Genomic DNA, 12,816 nt, shown 5'->3' with positions numbered 1-12,816 from the left:
GAGAGGCCTAATATGAGGCTAGGAAGGCACAAGCTTCGGCTAACATGGACCCTTTTTCACGGACGAGCGCGGGTGTGAGCAAAGCAGGGAAATCGGCCACGGGCAAAGGCGCGGGCGGCAGCGAGACGGCGGACGGCGGCAAGACGCAGCGCGGCATTCAGAGCGTCGAAGTGGGCGGGCGCGTGTTGCTGGCGCTGGCGCAGGCGCGCACGCCCCTCGCCTTGTCCGACCTCGCCGGCGCGGCGCAGATCGCGCCGGGGCAGGCGCACGCGTATCTGGTGAGCTTGAGCCGGCTGGGCTTGATCAAACGCGACGAATTGTCAGGCCGTTACGAACCCGGTCCGCTATCGTTGCGGCTCGGTTTGCTGCATCTGGAAAACCAGCCGGCGTTTCGCGCCGCCGTGCCGCGCGTGGCTGCGTTAGCTGAAGCGATCGGCTTCAGCGTCGCGATCTGTATTGCCGGGCCGCAAGGGCCAACCATCGTCCGCTATGAGCATGCGGGCTTTCCATTGCACGTCAATTTGCATGTCGGCACGGTGATGTCGTTGCCGGCGACGTCCACGGGACGGGTGTTTTGCGCTTATTCGCGGCGCGAGGTGCTTGACGCAATGTGGGCGAATCAATCGGGCGCGATTGGCAGCGCCATGACACCGGCAGATCAGAGCGCCGCTTTCGAAGCCACACTGGACGCGATCCGCGCGCACGGCCTCGAGCGCAGCGTGGATGTGCCGAGTCCGGGCATCAGCAGTCTGAGCGCGGCCGTGCTGGATGCCGCCGGCCGCCTGGCGCTCGCGCTGACGGTGATCGGCTCGACCGGCGCAATCGACGTCGCCGCCGACGGTCCGATCGCGCGCGCACTGCTTGCGACGGCGCGCGACATCGGCGCTGAACTGGCTATCGCCCCTTCCTTGCTGGCTTCTTCCGCATCGTGACCGATTCTTTCGACACTTCTCACACTCACCCCGCCGCCGATGCGAAACCGCAGCGCGGCATCCAGTCGCTCGATAGCACGGGCGAATTGTTGGCGGCGCTGGTCGCGGCGGCGCGGCCGTTGAACCTGCGCGATCTTGCGGCGGCTGCGGGCATGCCGCCGGCAAAGGCGTTTCCGCATCTGGTGAGTCTGCTGAAAATCGGCTTGCTCAATCGCGATGCATCGGGCTGTTTCGAAGCCGGGCCGCTCGCGCTGGAGTTGGGTTTGATCGGTTTACAGCGCTTGTCGCCGACGCGTGAAGCGGAGCCCGAAGTGGTCGAACTGGCGGCCTCGACGGGCATGAGCGTCGCGATGGCGGTGCTCGGTCCGCTCGGGCCGACGGTCGTGCGTCTGGAGGAATCGGCGCGGCCGCTGCATGTGAGCCTGCGGGTCGGCACGGTGATGTCGCTGGCGAATACGGCGATCGGCCGAGTGTTCGCCGCCTATGTCGCGGACGATGTGCGCGCGGGTTTGCTGGTGCAGGATCATCTGCGGTTGGCGGGGGCGGATGCGGCGGAGGTTTTTGCAGGAAAGCCGGTGCCGGCGGGCAAAGGTAAAGCGGCGGGCGGCACGGACACCGCGTCGGCGTTGCCGCCACTGACGCAAGCCTACGCGCAGCGTCTTGCGCAAATCCGTGCGGATGGAATCGATACGGCGCTCAGCCGGCCTGTCCCGGGCATTGATACGCTCGCCGCGCCGGTGCTGGATCATACGGGCAGCATCTGCCTCGTTCTGGCGTTGATGGGCCCGAGCGGCAGCTTCGACAGTGAATTGGCGGGTGGGCCGGCGCAGACTTTGCGCGCCGCGACTTCGAGGTTGTCGCGGCGTTTTGGGTGGATGGCATAGCTCCGCTGCCTCTCAATCTCCCGCCGCCTCCGGCTCATGCGAAGCCAGCCTTGCCTTCGCATGCCGCATCTTCTCGAGCGTCTTCGGCCCGGCCTTAAGCGCGACGCCGATCGCCAGCGCGTCCATGATGCAAAGATGCACGAGCCGCGACACGCCCGGCGTGTTCGGATCGATCGGGCTCGGCACGCGCAGCAGCAACGGAATATCCACTAGCCACGCAAGGCGCGAGCCGACATTGGTCAGCGCAATCGTGGTCGCGCCGCGCTCCTTGGCGATCTGAATGCTCTCGTTGACTTCCACACTGCGGCCCGAATGCGAAATCGCGAAAGCCACATCGCCCGGTTCCATCAGGCCCGCGTAAAGACGCTGCAAATGCCCATCCGTAAACGCCGTGGATGCGATATCGAGCCGCAGAAACCGCAGCGCCGCATCTTGCGCGACCAGCCCCGAACCCGAACCGACGCCGAAGAAGAACACTCGCCTCGCGCTCGACAACGCCGCGATCGCACTCTCGACCACCGCCGGATCCAGCGCGCCACGCGCATGCGTGATGCCGTCGACCGCCGCCTCGCCCACCTTGTCCATGAGCGTCTGCACGTCGTCGTCGCGCGCCACCGCCGTGGATGCATAGGGCAACCCGCCCGCCACGCTCTGCGCCAATTGCATCTTGAAGTCGCGCAGACCATGCGCACCGATAGCGCGGCAAAAGCGCGTGACGGAAGGCTCGGACACCTCGGCGCGCTGCGCGAGTTCGGTGATGCTCGCGCGCATCGCGAAGTCGACGTCGCTCAGCACCATCTCGGCGACCTTGCGCTCGGCGGGCCGCAAATTGGCGAGTGCGCTGCGGATGTGGGGAATCAAGTTCGGTGCGGACACCCGGTGTTCCTTCAAAGCGCCCCCAGACCTGTCGCTTCGCGCCAGGCCCCCGACGGGGTGAGAAAACCTGGGGCGGCCCGGCGCATTCTCATGCGTTAAATAAATCCGCGTCGCGTCGCAGCGTCAGTGCGCCTGAGGCAAGCTCGTATCGGCCTCAAACGGCAACACGCGGTTCAGACCAGCCTGCGTCCACTCTCCGTATCGAACAGATGAATATGTTCGGCCGGCAAGCGCAGCGTGACGCGCTGGCCGGGCTCGATTTTCGAGCGCTGACGAGTCGTCACGCACCACGTGCTGCCGCCTATTTTCCCGTACAAGTGAGTCTCCGCGCCAGTCGGCTCGACCACTTCGACTTCCATCGTCGCGTCGGGTGTCGGCGTCATGGTTTCGATGTGTTCCGGCCGCACGCCGAGCGTGACCTTCGCGCCGACCACCGCCGACGCGGGCGCACCTTCCAGCACGATCTCGCCGCCACCCGTGAGGTTCAACGCGAGGCCCTGACCTTGCGCGCGGCTCGCGATCACGCCTTCGGCAAAGTTCATCGACGGCGAGCCGAGAAAGCTCGCCACGAACAGATTCGCCGGATGGTCGTACAGTTCCAGCGGCCGGCCGATCTGCTCGATCCGCCCCGCGTTCATGACGACGATGCGGTCCGCCATCGTCATGGCTTCGATCTGATCGTGCGTGACGTAGATCACCGTATTCTTCAGCCGCTGATGCAGCGCCTTGATTTCGGTGCGCATCTGCACGCGCAGCTTGGCGTCGAGATTGGACAGCGGCTCGTCGAACAGGAACAGCGACGGCTCGCGCACCACCGCGCGGCCCATCGCCACGCGTTGCCGCTGGCCGCCCGAGAGCGCGCGCGGCAAACGGTCCAGATAGCCGCCGAGGTTCAGCATCTTCGCCGCGGCTTCGATCCGCGGCTTGAAACTCGCCGACGACTCCTTGCGAATCCGCGGTCCGAACGCAATGTTTTCGTAGACGGACAGATGCGGATACAGCGCGTAGCTCTGGAACACCATCGAGATATTGCGCTGCTGCGGCGCGAGACTGTTCGCGCGTGTGCCGCCGATCATCAGATCGCCGCCGCTGATTTCCTCGAGTCCCGCCACCATGCGCATCAACGTGCTTTTGCCGCAGCCCGACGGGCCGACCAGCACGACGAACTCGCCGTCGTCGATGTCGAGATCGATGCCGTGCACCACTTGCGTGTCGCCATAGCGTTTGAAGATGCCGCTCAGTTGCACTGCTGCCATGCTGTCCTCGCCGTCTTGCTTCGTTGACTCGATCTCGTGCTGATTGCGCTTTGCTTCAGGCGTTTCAGAGCGACTCGAGTGTCAGTTCTTCCGCCATCAAACGGTTGCCGGCCATCAGGCCGCCGTCGACCGGCAGCGCGACGCCGGTAATCACACGCGCCATCGGCGAGGCCAGAAACAGCACCGCGTCGGCGATGTCGTCGGGCGTCGCGAAGTCGCGCAACGGGTACCACTTTTTCAGATCTTCGAAGACCTGCGGGTTCTTGTCGACGCGCGCCTGCCACGCCTGCGTCTTCACGGTGCCCGGGCACACGATGTTCGCGCGAATGCCGTAGCGGCCTAGTTCGAGCGCGAGCGCTTTCGTATAACTGATGAGCCCGGCCTTCGCCGCGCTGTACGCCGGATGACCGAGCGCGGCCATGCCGTTTACCGAACCGATCAGCACGAGCGCGCCCTGCTGCCGCTCGATCATCGACGCGCGCACCGCTTCAACCGTGTGATACGTGCCGTTCAGATTCAGATGGATGTCGCGCTGCCAGCTCGCGACATCGGTCGTGGCGAGCGTGAGACCTTCGGCCGCGCCCGCGTTGGCGACCAGCACATCGACCGGACCGCGCAGTTCGACCGCGGCGGCCACCGCTTGCTGCACTGCGGCGGCGTCGCCGAGATCGACCGCGATCGGCGTGACGTGCGCCTCGCCGAGCTGCTCGCTCAAAGCTTTCAGCGCGGCGGCGTCGATGTCGAGCGCCAGCACGGTATCGCCCTGCTCCACGAAGCGCTTGCACAACACGCTGCCGATGCCGCCGCAAGCGCCCGTTACCAACACCACACGATTCATTGTCCGCCTCGTTGTTCAACCAAGCCGCCAGTCCGGATTAGCGTGTAAATTTCCTACAAATCCGTCAACGCAGCAGTTGCCTAGTCATCCCGAAGATTGGGTATCCGTGACATCGCATTGCGCAGAATATCCCTGCTTTACAGCATCTTAAGCACAAACTGGCTGGGAAAAAATATGGCAGACCCTACGTGACAAGCAATTTTTCCTCATGTAGGATTTTTACAAACAAAGCAACCCAAAGCGGCCGGCGACGGCAGCAAACCACCCCCCCATTGCTGGATGGGATCGGCGCAAGCGCTAAAACGTTCGCTCCGTTCGACCGCCTTGCGTGGGACCGGAGTCAGCACTAAAGCGCTAATTCCGTTCGACACAGGAGAGAGAGAAATGTCGTTGCATGCCCGTGCTTCCCTCGCGCTAGGCAAAGTTGCCGTGGCGCTCGCGTTTGCAGGTATCGCCGTCGCGGCTCACGCCGACACGGTTCGCGTGACCGTCGCGCACTACAGCGACGCGACCGCGCCGTACTTCGAAAAAATGGCCCGCAACTTCGAGAAGGCCAATCCCGGTACGACGATCAAGATCGAAGACGTGAACTGGGACACGCTGCAACAGAAACTGCAAACGGACATTTCCGGCAACGCCAACGCCGACCTCGCGATCGTCGGCACGCGCTGGCTGCTCGACTTCGTGAAGGACGATGTGGCCGAGCCGCTCGACGGCTACATGGACGCGAACTTCAAAAGCCGCTTCATCGGCCCGTTCCTCGCGCCGGGTGAAATCAACGGCAAGGTGTACGGCCTGCCGATCGCCGCGTCCGCGCGTGGGCTGTACTACAACAAAGACCTGCTCGCCAAGGTCGGCTATCCCGACGGTCCGAAGACCTGGAACGACGTGATCGAAGCGTCGAAGAAACTGAAGGCGCAGGGCATTGCCGGTTTCGGTCTGCAAGGCAAGGAAATCGAAACCGACGTCTACTATTACTACGCCCTGTGGACCAACGGCGGCGACGTGGTCGGCAAGGACGGCAAGGCGGCTTTCAATTCGCCGGCCGGCATCAAGGCAGCCACGCTGTACAAGACGATGATCGATCAGGGCCTGACGCAACCGGGCGTGACCGGCTATAGCCGTGAAGACGTGCAGAATCTGTTCAAGCAAGGCCGCGTTGCGATGATGATCTCCGCACCGTTCCTCGCCAAACAGATCAAGAAGGAAGCGCCGAACCTGAAGTACGGCATCGATCCGATTCCGATGGGCACGACGCACGCCACATACGCCGTCACCGACTCGATCGTGATGTTCAAGAACTCGAAGGTGAAGAAGTCGGCGTGGAAGTTCCTCGACTATCTGTTCACGAAGGAACCGCGCGTGGAGTTCACCACGACCGAAGGCTTCCTGCCGACCACCAAGGCTGAGGCAACCGATCCGGCATTCAACGACCCGGATACCAAGGCCTTCGTCGCGCTGCTGCCGACCGCCCACTTCGCGCCGACCGTGACCGGCTGGGAAGACACCGCGAAGGCCGTGACCGACGCAATGCAGTCGATTTATTTGGGCAAGGCGAAACCGGCCGACGCATTGAACGCGGCGGCCGCCCAGGCTAACAAGTCGCTCGGCAAGTAACACGCGCAGTCTCGCAGTGATCTGCTGAACCCGCAACGCGCGCCGCCCCTGCAAAGGCGGTGCGCGTTTCGGTCGTAATGCACTATCCGGCCCATCCCGTCGCGCCCGCCCATTAATGCGGGATGCGTCTTACGATCGAGCACGCATGAGCCGCTCCGCTTCTTCGCGCCTGCAAGCGCCCTGGTTGCTGATTGCGCCGAGTCTGGTACTGGCGCTTTTCATCATCAGCTATCCGATTTTCAACATCGTGTGGCAATCGCTGCACGAGGTCTCGCGCTTCGGCGCGATTCGCGACTTCACTGGTCTGCAGAATTTCTACACGATCTTCAGCGACCCCGCGTTTCTTGCCGCCGCCCGGCGGACCCTTGTCTGGACTATTTGCGTGGTGGGCGGCACGGTGCTGATCTCGGTGCCCGTTGCGCTGGTGCTCAACCAGGATTTCTATGGACGCGGTGTGGCGCGCACGATCGTCATGTTGCCGTGGTCCGTCTCGCTGACCATGACCGCCGTGGTCTGGCGCTGGGCCTTCAACGACGACTACGGCATGGTCAACGTCACGTTGCAGCGGCTCGGCCTGATCAGCGGCCCGATTCATTGGCTGGCCACACCGGAGCTCGCGTTTCCCGTCGAAATCGCAGTCGGCATTCTGGTGTCGGTTCCATTTACGGTGACGATTCTGCTAGGCGGTTTGTCCTCGGTGCCCGGCGATATTTACGAAGCCGCACGCATGGACGGCGCAAGCGCCTGGCAGCAATTTCGCAAACTCACCATGCCGCTGTTACGGCCGTTCATCAACATGACGATTCTGTTGAACGTGATCTATGTGTTCAACTCGTTTCCGATCATCTGGGTGATGACGCAGGGCGGCCCCGACAACAGCACGCACATTCTCGTCACGTATCTTTATGAGCTCGGCTTCCGGCTCGGGCGTCCCGGCGAAGCCGCGGCGGTGTCGCTGATCATGCTCGTCATGCTGTTCATTTTCTCGATCGCCTATCTGCGCCTGCAGCCCGCGAAAGAAGGAGATCCGTCATGAGTCTCAGCGTCAAGATGAAGCGCTCGCTGTGGTGCTGGCTCGCGCTGTCGCCGCTGGTCGTAGTAGTGTTGTTTCCGTTTGCCGTCATGCTGTTCACCGCGTTGAAGCCGGCTTCGGAGATTTTTGTGTATCCGGCGCGCTGGTTGCCGGTGCATTGGCAGTGGAGCAATTTCTCCGATATGTGGGTGGCGGCGAATTTCGGCGTGGCGCTGCGCAATAGCACGGTGATCAGTTTGCTATCGACCGCGCTTGCGCTGGCCGTCAGCTTGCCGGCGGCGTACGCGTTAGCCAGATTCCCGTTTCGCGGACGCGGGCTCTACCGTCAGTTTCTGCTCGTCACGCAGATGTTGTCGCCGATTCTGCTCGTGGTCGGCCTGTTCCGGCTGGCAGCGATGATTCCTTATGGCGACGGCAACCTGGTCGATTCCAAGATCGGCGTGATCGTCTCTTACGCGGCCTTCAACATCGCGTTTGCCGTGTGGATGCTGTCCTCGTACTTTCAGACGGTGCCGCGGGATCTGGAAGAGTCCGCGTGGCTCGAAGGGTGCGGACGGACCAAGGCGGTCTTCAAAGTGTTCCTGCCGCTCGCGGTGCCTGCGATCGTCGTCACCGCGATCTTCACGTTCATCAATGCGTGGAACGAGTTTGCCGTGGTCTATACCTTGATCCGCTCACCCGAGAACAAGACGCTGACCGTGCAGGTGACCGACATGGTCGCTGGGAAATACGTGGTCCAGTGGCACCTGGTGATGGCGGCCACGCTCTGCGCGACGTTGCCGGTTTCCGTGGTATTCGCGTGGTTGCAGAGGTATCTGGTGAAGGGGCTCGCGTTGGGCGCCGTGAAATAGATGCCGGGGCAAGCGCGAAACTGCATGAGCAGGTCGCGCTCGCCGTATCTTTCGCTTTCGTGTTACTCCGTGCCGCGCACAATCCGCAGATCGCGCTCGACGCCGTCGCCCAATGCCGCCAGCGCTTTCTTGTAGAGTTCGCTGTCGTAAGCGGCGATGGCCGCTTCGTAGGTCGGAAACTCGATCACGACCGTCCGCTCCTTCAAGCCTTGCTCACGAGCCTCTTCCGCTGCGCCACGCACGATGAACTTGCCGCCGGCAGCCGTCACCGCGGGTACCGCAAGCTGCGCGTACGCGGCCAGTTTGGTTGCGTCCTTCGTCGCGCGATATGACGTCACCCAATATCCCTTGCTCATTTGAAGCTCCTTTCAATGTTGGAAAAGCAGTCGTTATCGTGCACGACGGCGTAGAGGGATTATGACGCCTGCCGGCATCCCTGTTGCCCGCGCGATCGATGGCTCCAACTGCGGCAGGTGAATTGTAAGACGCCGGCTCGCGTTCCGTCACGAGCGCAGTCCTGCAAATACCGGCAATACGGGTTACGCTGTCTGCGGATTTCGTTTTGACACAGGACCGGAACACAGCAATGACCCAAGCGCTCACAATCGATTTTGTCTCCGATATCGCATGCCCATGGTGCGCGATCGGCCTCTCCTCGCTCCAACGCGCGCTCTCGCGTCTTGGCGATGCCGTCGACGCGCAAATCGTCGTGCATCCGTTCGAATTGAATCCGGACATGGGACCGGACGGCGAGACCATTGTCGACTATCTCAGCAAGAAATATGGCCGTACGCCGGAGCAGATCGCCGAAGCGCAGGCCGCGATCCGCGAGCGCGGTGCGAGCGTCGGATTTACTTTTGGCCCGCGCACCCGCGTGTACAACACCTTCGACGCGCACCGTCTGTTGCATTGGGCCGGCATCGAGGGTAAGCAGTTGGCGCTCAAGTCGGCGCTGCTGCAGGCCTATCATTCCGACGGCAAAGACCCGAGCGATCACGAAGTGCTGGTCGAAGCCGCACAGTCCGTTGGGCTGGATGCCGTGAAGGCGCGTGACGTACTGCAAAACGGAACCTATGCCGCTGAAGTTCGCGCAGAGGAACGGAATAACGAGGCAATGGGTATTCAGTCGGTGCCGGCCATTATCTTCAACCGTCGCTACCTGGTGAGTGGCGGACAGCCTGTCGAAACTTTCGAGCAGGCCATCCAGCAAATTCTGGCCGAAGCGGAAAACGAGGGTTCACAGGACACGTAACGCAGAGCGTCGTGCCCTCATCGTTCCGATCGCTCAAGCTTTAGAGCAACAAGCTCGCACGACAACGCATGCCCTGCAAAAACAGGGCATGCGTGTTCACATTACTCGACGCGAGCCTGCTTAGAACGCGTGACGCATGCCCACGGTGACCGCCACTTGCGTGTTGGTCGCGGACGGCGACAACGTGTTGATCATGGCATGCGAGAGGACGGAGTCCGCAGGCGCGCCGTGCACGTTCTGATAGACGCCTTCGAGATAGAAGTCCGTGCGTTTGCTGATCGAGTAGTCGGTTTGCAGCATGGCCGTGTTCCATCCCGGCGACGAGCCGTTATACGCGCCATGTGTGTACGTGTACGCGCCGGAAACGCTCAACGCCGGCGTAAGCGCGTACTTTGCGTTCACCTCGTAGTTGTCGAGCCGCAGCGAACCGCCCAGCGATCCAGCCGATGTATCGCCCGAACCGAGGTAGCTGCCCGTGCCGAACGAGAACACGCCCGACGCGTTGTCGATCTGAGCGTGGCTCCAAACCAGCCCGACCGTGGCCGGCCCGAACGTGTAGTTGCCACCCAGCGACCAGATACGCTGGCGTTGTGCGATGAAGTTCGCGCTTGCATCGCCCGAAGTCACCGCGCCGGCGCCATTGCCCGCGTTGTTCAGTTGCAGATAGCCGGCGGCAAGATTCACCGGACCTTGCGCATACGAAACGCCGAAACCGTAAGACCGGTTATTCCCGAAGTCGCCCGCCTTGTTGCTGAACGAGTACATCGTTTCGAACGTCACGCCGCGATAAGTCGGGCTCGCGTACTTCACCGAGTTGTTGATCACGACGGAATTCGCAGCAAGATTGTCGTTTTCGAACGGATGCGCGGCCATGCTGCCGCCCGACGTGTTGAACTCCGCGGTGAGCGGTCCGACGAGGTCGTTCATCACGTCGAACTGGCGGCCGAACGTCAAGGTGCCGTACGGATCGCTTTGCAGGCCGACCCATGCCTGAGAACCGAAACCATCGCCGGAGAATGCCTGCGCTCCGTTGTTCAGCAGGAAACCTTGCTCGAGTTTGAAGACCGCGTGCAGGCCGCCACCCAGATCCTCTGAGCCCTTGAGACCGAAGACCGTGTTCTGGGTCGAGCTGCTCACCATCTGCCAGTTGCTATGCCCAAACTGATTGTTCGTATAAACCAATCCTGTATCGATGAGGCCGTAGAGCGTCACGCTGCTTTGCGCATGCGCCGACATCGCAAATGCGCCGAAGAGCGCGGCCGCGAGTAAAGACTTTTTCATACTTGTTGGCTCCGTGATCAAGCGGTAATTGAGGGTATCAATTGCTCTTTCCACCAGCGCCGTGAACACGCATGCAATACATTTACAACCGTTGTTGCGCAAACTGCGAGAAGCATAAGTAATTATTGGATATTTATTGCGCGACACGTCAATTCAATGGCTATGCCGAGGCGTGCGCTTATCTATTGCATGGTTTTCAAGTCGGCTCAGTCGGCGCGTGCTAACCAGCGCGGCGGAAACGAGCCCCCCGATCATAGGGCGGTGAAAATAAATGCGGTGTCAAAAAATAAGCGGCGTGGCGTCAAAAGAACAATGAGGGGCCGAAGCTTATCGTGTTGCGGCGTGTGCCGGAAGTCAGTGTGGCGCGATATTAACGACGCAAATCGCGTGAAAGGAATACGTAATTTAACTGGAAGAACTCGTTTTGGTTCATCCATTCGTGGTCGTTCAACGCTTCCCGGCACTGCCGCTTAAGGTTCTCTTAAGGGACCGGCTTACATAGTTCGGCCACTCGCGGTTCGTCTTGTCAAAACAGCACGACGTGATTCCCGACGACTTCTTTCTGGCGGCGACCTGGTATTCAGCGGGTCGGCCGCCGCTTCTCCATTGCCACGACATCCATCAACATTCATAGAATTCTGGAGCGAGCCCGCCTGCGGCCCACGTTCCCACGAGTCCTGGTGCTGGAGTTTTTTCAAGAGCACGCTCGTGACCACTTCACGGCCGAACAGGTCTATAAGCTTCTCAACGAGGACATACGCAACATGAGTGTCGCCACGGTCTATCGTGTGCTCGGCCAACTCGTGGACGCGGATCTATTGTCTGGGGTGGCCTTTGGCGACGGTCGCATGGTCTACGAGCTGAATGACGGAACCCGGCACGATCATCTCGTCTGCACGGTCTGCGGTCGAATCTATGAGTTCTTCGATGCGGAAATCGAGGCGCGACAGCAGTCTATTGCGAACAGCCTCGACTTCACGGTGACGGGACGTCAGTTGGTTTTGTTCGGCATGTGTGCCGGCTGTAGAAAGAGCGGTGCGCAGGCAAATGCGGTAGCGAGGAAATAGAGACTCGCGACGCCGCTCGTTAGCTCATACTTGCGCCGGGGGAGCTTCTGCCGCTGCGGTTGCCGCGGCTGCGAAAGCTCGGAAGTTCGCCGGCTGGGCAAAGGCGAGATACTGTTTGTAGCGCCTGACTTGCAGGCACCGAGGCTCATGGTTTTTTGAAGGCGCTATACAGCGTCTTAGCGAGCGCGCTCAACTCGCCACCGCTCTCGCGAAGCGACGCGATCTCCGCACCGCTTTCAAGCGTCCCTTCCACTCTGCCACTCCGATCGCGCTTGATCGCGTCCAGAACAGCCTGCGGCAGCGCGGACAGTTGGTCGACTACGTCGAAATCGCCCAAGCCCGTGAGCATGGGATTGTCGGAGCCGCTGAGCATGGACCGCGCGTCGGCCTTGAAGAGCACGAGCGGTTTGCCCGCGTGCCACGCCAACGACGCCTCGACAACCGTGCCTTCATCGGCAACGCGGCCGTTGAGATTGGCGACGACCACATCGCAACGCCTGAGCAACTGATACGTATCCAGACTGAAGATGGCGCGGTCGAGCAGCTTCGCGGCTTCTTCAACCGACGCGCCGAGCTTCTCGAGTTCCGGCTTCAGCTTCGCGAACTCCAGACCGTCGCGATGCGGAAGAAATGTCGTCAAACCGGCAGCCTCCAGCGTGGCTGCAATCGAATCCATTTCGCTTCGTTCGGCTGCGTTGAAGAGCGGACCCGCGCAATACACTCGTGGCATCTTTTTTCGTCTCCTGAGGACGGAGAAATCGTGAAGTATTCTCGCAACGCGTGTCGGCATGCGATTGCGCTGCGAGGACCGTTTACGATAACCGTCGAGGAAGCAAAGTCAATGCAGAGCGTCGGCTACTCATTGCCAGGCATATGCGGCGCGCAGACAAGTACCTGCGCTACGCACTACGCCGCCCTCTCGCGCTCCG

The 12,816-nt window shown here is 61.6% G+C and carries 13 protein-coding genes; 7 read left to right on the top strand and 6 right to left on the bottom strand.

Annotated elements, in window-relative coordinates:
• Positions 1 to 44: 44 nt before the first annotated feature.
• Entirely contained in the window at positions 45 to 932 is an 888-nt protein-coding gene (locus BPHYT_RS35695; RefSeq protein WP_012428994.1) for an IclR family transcriptional regulator, read from the top strand.
• A complete protein-coding gene (locus BPHYT_RS35690) occupies positions 929 to 1,816 on the top strand; it encodes an IclR family transcriptional regulator (RefSeq protein WP_012428993.1) in 888 nt (295 codons plus the stop codon). The genes BPHYT_RS35695 and BPHYT_RS35690 overlap by 4 nt, the downstream gene beginning before the upstream one ends.
• Before the next feature lie 12 nt (positions 1,817 to 1,828).
• Here the strand turns inward: BPHYT_RS35690 and BPHYT_RS35685 are convergent, their stop codons facing one another.
• The 3 genes from BPHYT_RS35685 to BPHYT_RS35675 form a co-directional block, all read right to left on the bottom strand.
• Positions 1,829 to 2,692 carry a MurR/RpiR family transcriptional regulator gene (locus BPHYT_RS35685; RefSeq protein WP_012428992.1) on the bottom strand — a complete coding sequence of 288 codons (864 nt, stop codon included), beginning with the start codon at positions 2,690 to 2,692 and terminating at the stop codon, positions 1,829 to 1,831.
• 173 nt (positions 2,693 to 2,865) lie between these two features.
• A complete protein-coding gene (locus BPHYT_RS35680; protein WP_012428991.1) occupies positions 2,866 to 3,948 on the bottom strand; it encodes an ABC transporter ATP-binding protein in 1,083 nt (360 codons plus the stop codon).
• A 64-nt stretch (positions 3,949 to 4,012) separates the two neighbouring features.
• Positions 4,013 to 4,786 carry an SDR family oxidoreductase gene (locus BPHYT_RS35675; RefSeq protein ID WP_012428990.1) on the bottom strand — a complete coding sequence of 258 codons (774 nt, stop codon included), beginning with the start codon at positions 4,784 to 4,786 and terminating at the stop codon, positions 4,013 to 4,015.
• Between the two features lie 384 nt (positions 4,787 to 5,170).
• Between BPHYT_RS35675 and BPHYT_RS35670 the strand changes: the two genes are divergently transcribed.
• The 3 genes from BPHYT_RS35670 to BPHYT_RS35660 all read left to right on the top strand — a co-directional run bounded on the left by BPHYT_RS35670 (position 5,171) and on the right by BPHYT_RS35660 (position 8,287).
• Positions 5,171 to 6,403 carry an ABC transporter substrate-binding protein gene (locus tag BPHYT_RS35670; RefSeq protein WP_012428989.1) on the top strand — a complete coding sequence of 411 codons (1,233 nt, stop codon included), beginning with the start codon at positions 5,171 to 5,173 and terminating at the stop codon, positions 6,401 to 6,403.
• Between the two features lie 145 nt (positions 6,404 to 6,548).
• Positions 6,549 to 7,439 carry a carbohydrate ABC transporter permease gene (locus BPHYT_RS35665; RefSeq protein WP_012428988.1) on the top strand — a complete coding sequence of 297 codons (891 nt, stop codon included), beginning with the start codon at positions 6,549 to 6,551 and terminating at the stop codon, positions 7,437 to 7,439.
• Positions 7,436 to 8,287, top strand: a complete 852-nt coding sequence (locus BPHYT_RS35660) for a carbohydrate ABC transporter permease (RefSeq protein ID WP_012428987.1) — start codon at positions 7,436 to 7,438, stop codon at positions 8,285 to 8,287. The genes BPHYT_RS35665 and BPHYT_RS35660 overlap by 4 nt, the downstream gene beginning before the upstream one ends.
• Positions 8,288 to 8,349: 62 nt before the next feature.
• Here BPHYT_RS35660 and BPHYT_RS35655 read toward each other — a convergent pair whose 3' ends face one another.
• Complete coding sequence (locus BPHYT_RS35655; protein WP_012428986.1) at positions 8,350 to 8,643, bottom strand: DUF1330 domain-containing protein; 294 nt, start codon at positions 8,641 to 8,643, stop codon at positions 8,350 to 8,352.
• Between the two features lie 230 nt (positions 8,644 to 8,873).
• Here BPHYT_RS35655 and BPHYT_RS35650 point away from each other — a divergent pair, with 230 nt between their 5' ends.
• The gene (locus BPHYT_RS35650; RefSeq protein WP_012428985.1) at positions 8,874 to 9,539 is read left to right on the top strand and encodes a DsbA family oxidoreductase; all 666 of its coding nucleotides are present in this window, start codon (positions 8,874 to 8,876) and stop codon (positions 9,537 to 9,539) included.
• A 120-nt stretch (positions 9,540 to 9,659) separates the two neighbouring features.
• Here the strand turns inward: BPHYT_RS35650 and BPHYT_RS35645 are convergent, their stop codons facing one another.
• On the bottom strand, positions 9,660 to 10,820 hold the full coding sequence (locus BPHYT_RS35645) for a porin (RefSeq protein WP_012428984.1): 1,161 nt from the start codon (positions 10,818 to 10,820) through the stop codon (positions 9,660 to 9,662).
• 578 nt (positions 10,821 to 11,398) lie between these two features.
• On the opposite strand from BPHYT_RS35645, the gene BPHYT_RS35640 reads away from it, so the two are divergent.
• Positions 11,399 to 11,887: a Fur family transcriptional regulator gene (locus BPHYT_RS35640; RefSeq protein WP_083772127.1), complete on the top strand. Its 489-nt coding sequence runs from the start codon at positions 11,399 to 11,401 to the stop codon at positions 11,885 to 11,887.
• 145 nt (positions 11,888 to 12,032) lie between these two features.
• On the opposite strand, the gene BPHYT_RS35635 is transcribed toward BPHYT_RS35640, so the two are convergent.
• The gene (locus BPHYT_RS35635) at positions 12,033 to 12,617 is read right to left on the bottom strand and encodes a nucleoside 2-deoxyribosyltransferase (protein WP_012428982.1); all 585 of its coding nucleotides are present in this window, start codon (positions 12,615 to 12,617) and stop codon (positions 12,033 to 12,035) included.
• Between the last annotated feature and the right edge of the window lie 199 nt (positions 12,618 to 12,816).

This window comes from Paraburkholderia phytofirmans PsJN (genome assembly GCF_000020125.1).
GTDB classification, from domain to species: Bacteria; Pseudomonadota; Gammaproteobacteria; order Burkholderiales; family Burkholderiaceae; genus Paraburkholderia; species Paraburkholderia phytofirmans.
This window is presented reverse-complemented; position numbering and strand designations above follow the sequence as displayed.

Bases quoted from the DNA above. Each gene is read 5' to 3' on its own strand.
- BPHYT_RS35635 (WP_012428982.1), bottom strand. From the start codon at position 12,617: ATGCCACGAGTGTATTGCGCGGGTCCGCTCTTCAACGCAGCCGAACGA.
- BPHYT_RS35695 (WP_012428994.1), top strand. From the start codon at position 45: ATGGACCCTTTTTCACGGACGAGCGCGGGTGTGAGCAAAGCAGGGAAA.
- BPHYT_RS35645 (WP_012428984.1), bottom strand. From the start codon at position 10,820: ATGAAAAAGTCTTTACTCGCGGCCGCGCTCTTCGGCGCATTTGCGATG.
- BPHYT_RS35665 (WP_012428988.1), top strand. From the start codon at position 6,549: ATGAGCCGCTCCGCTTCTTCGCGCCTGCAAGCGCCCTGGTTGCTGATT.
- BPHYT_RS35675 (WP_012428990.1), bottom strand. From the start codon at position 4,786: ATGAATCGTGTGGTGTTGGTAACGGGCGCTTGCGGCGGCATCGGCAGC.
- BPHYT_RS35650 (WP_012428985.1), top strand. From the start codon at position 8,874: ATGACCCAAGCGCTCACAATCGATTTTGTCTCCGATATCGCATGCCCA.
- BPHYT_RS35660 (WP_012428987.1), top strand. From the start codon at position 7,436: ATGAGTCTCAGCGTCAAGATGAAGCGCTCGCTGTGGTGCTGGCTCGCG.
- BPHYT_RS35655 (WP_012428986.1), bottom strand. From the start codon at position 8,643: ATGAGCAAGGGATATTGGGTGACGTCATATCGCGCGACGAAGGACGCA.
- BPHYT_RS35670 (WP_012428989.1), top strand. From the start codon at position 5,171: ATGTCGTTGCATGCCCGTGCTTCCCTCGCGCTAGGCAAAGTTGCCGTG.
- BPHYT_RS35680 (WP_012428991.1), bottom strand. From the start codon at position 3,948: ATGGCAGCAGTGCAACTGAGCGGCATCTTCAAACGCTATGGCGACACG.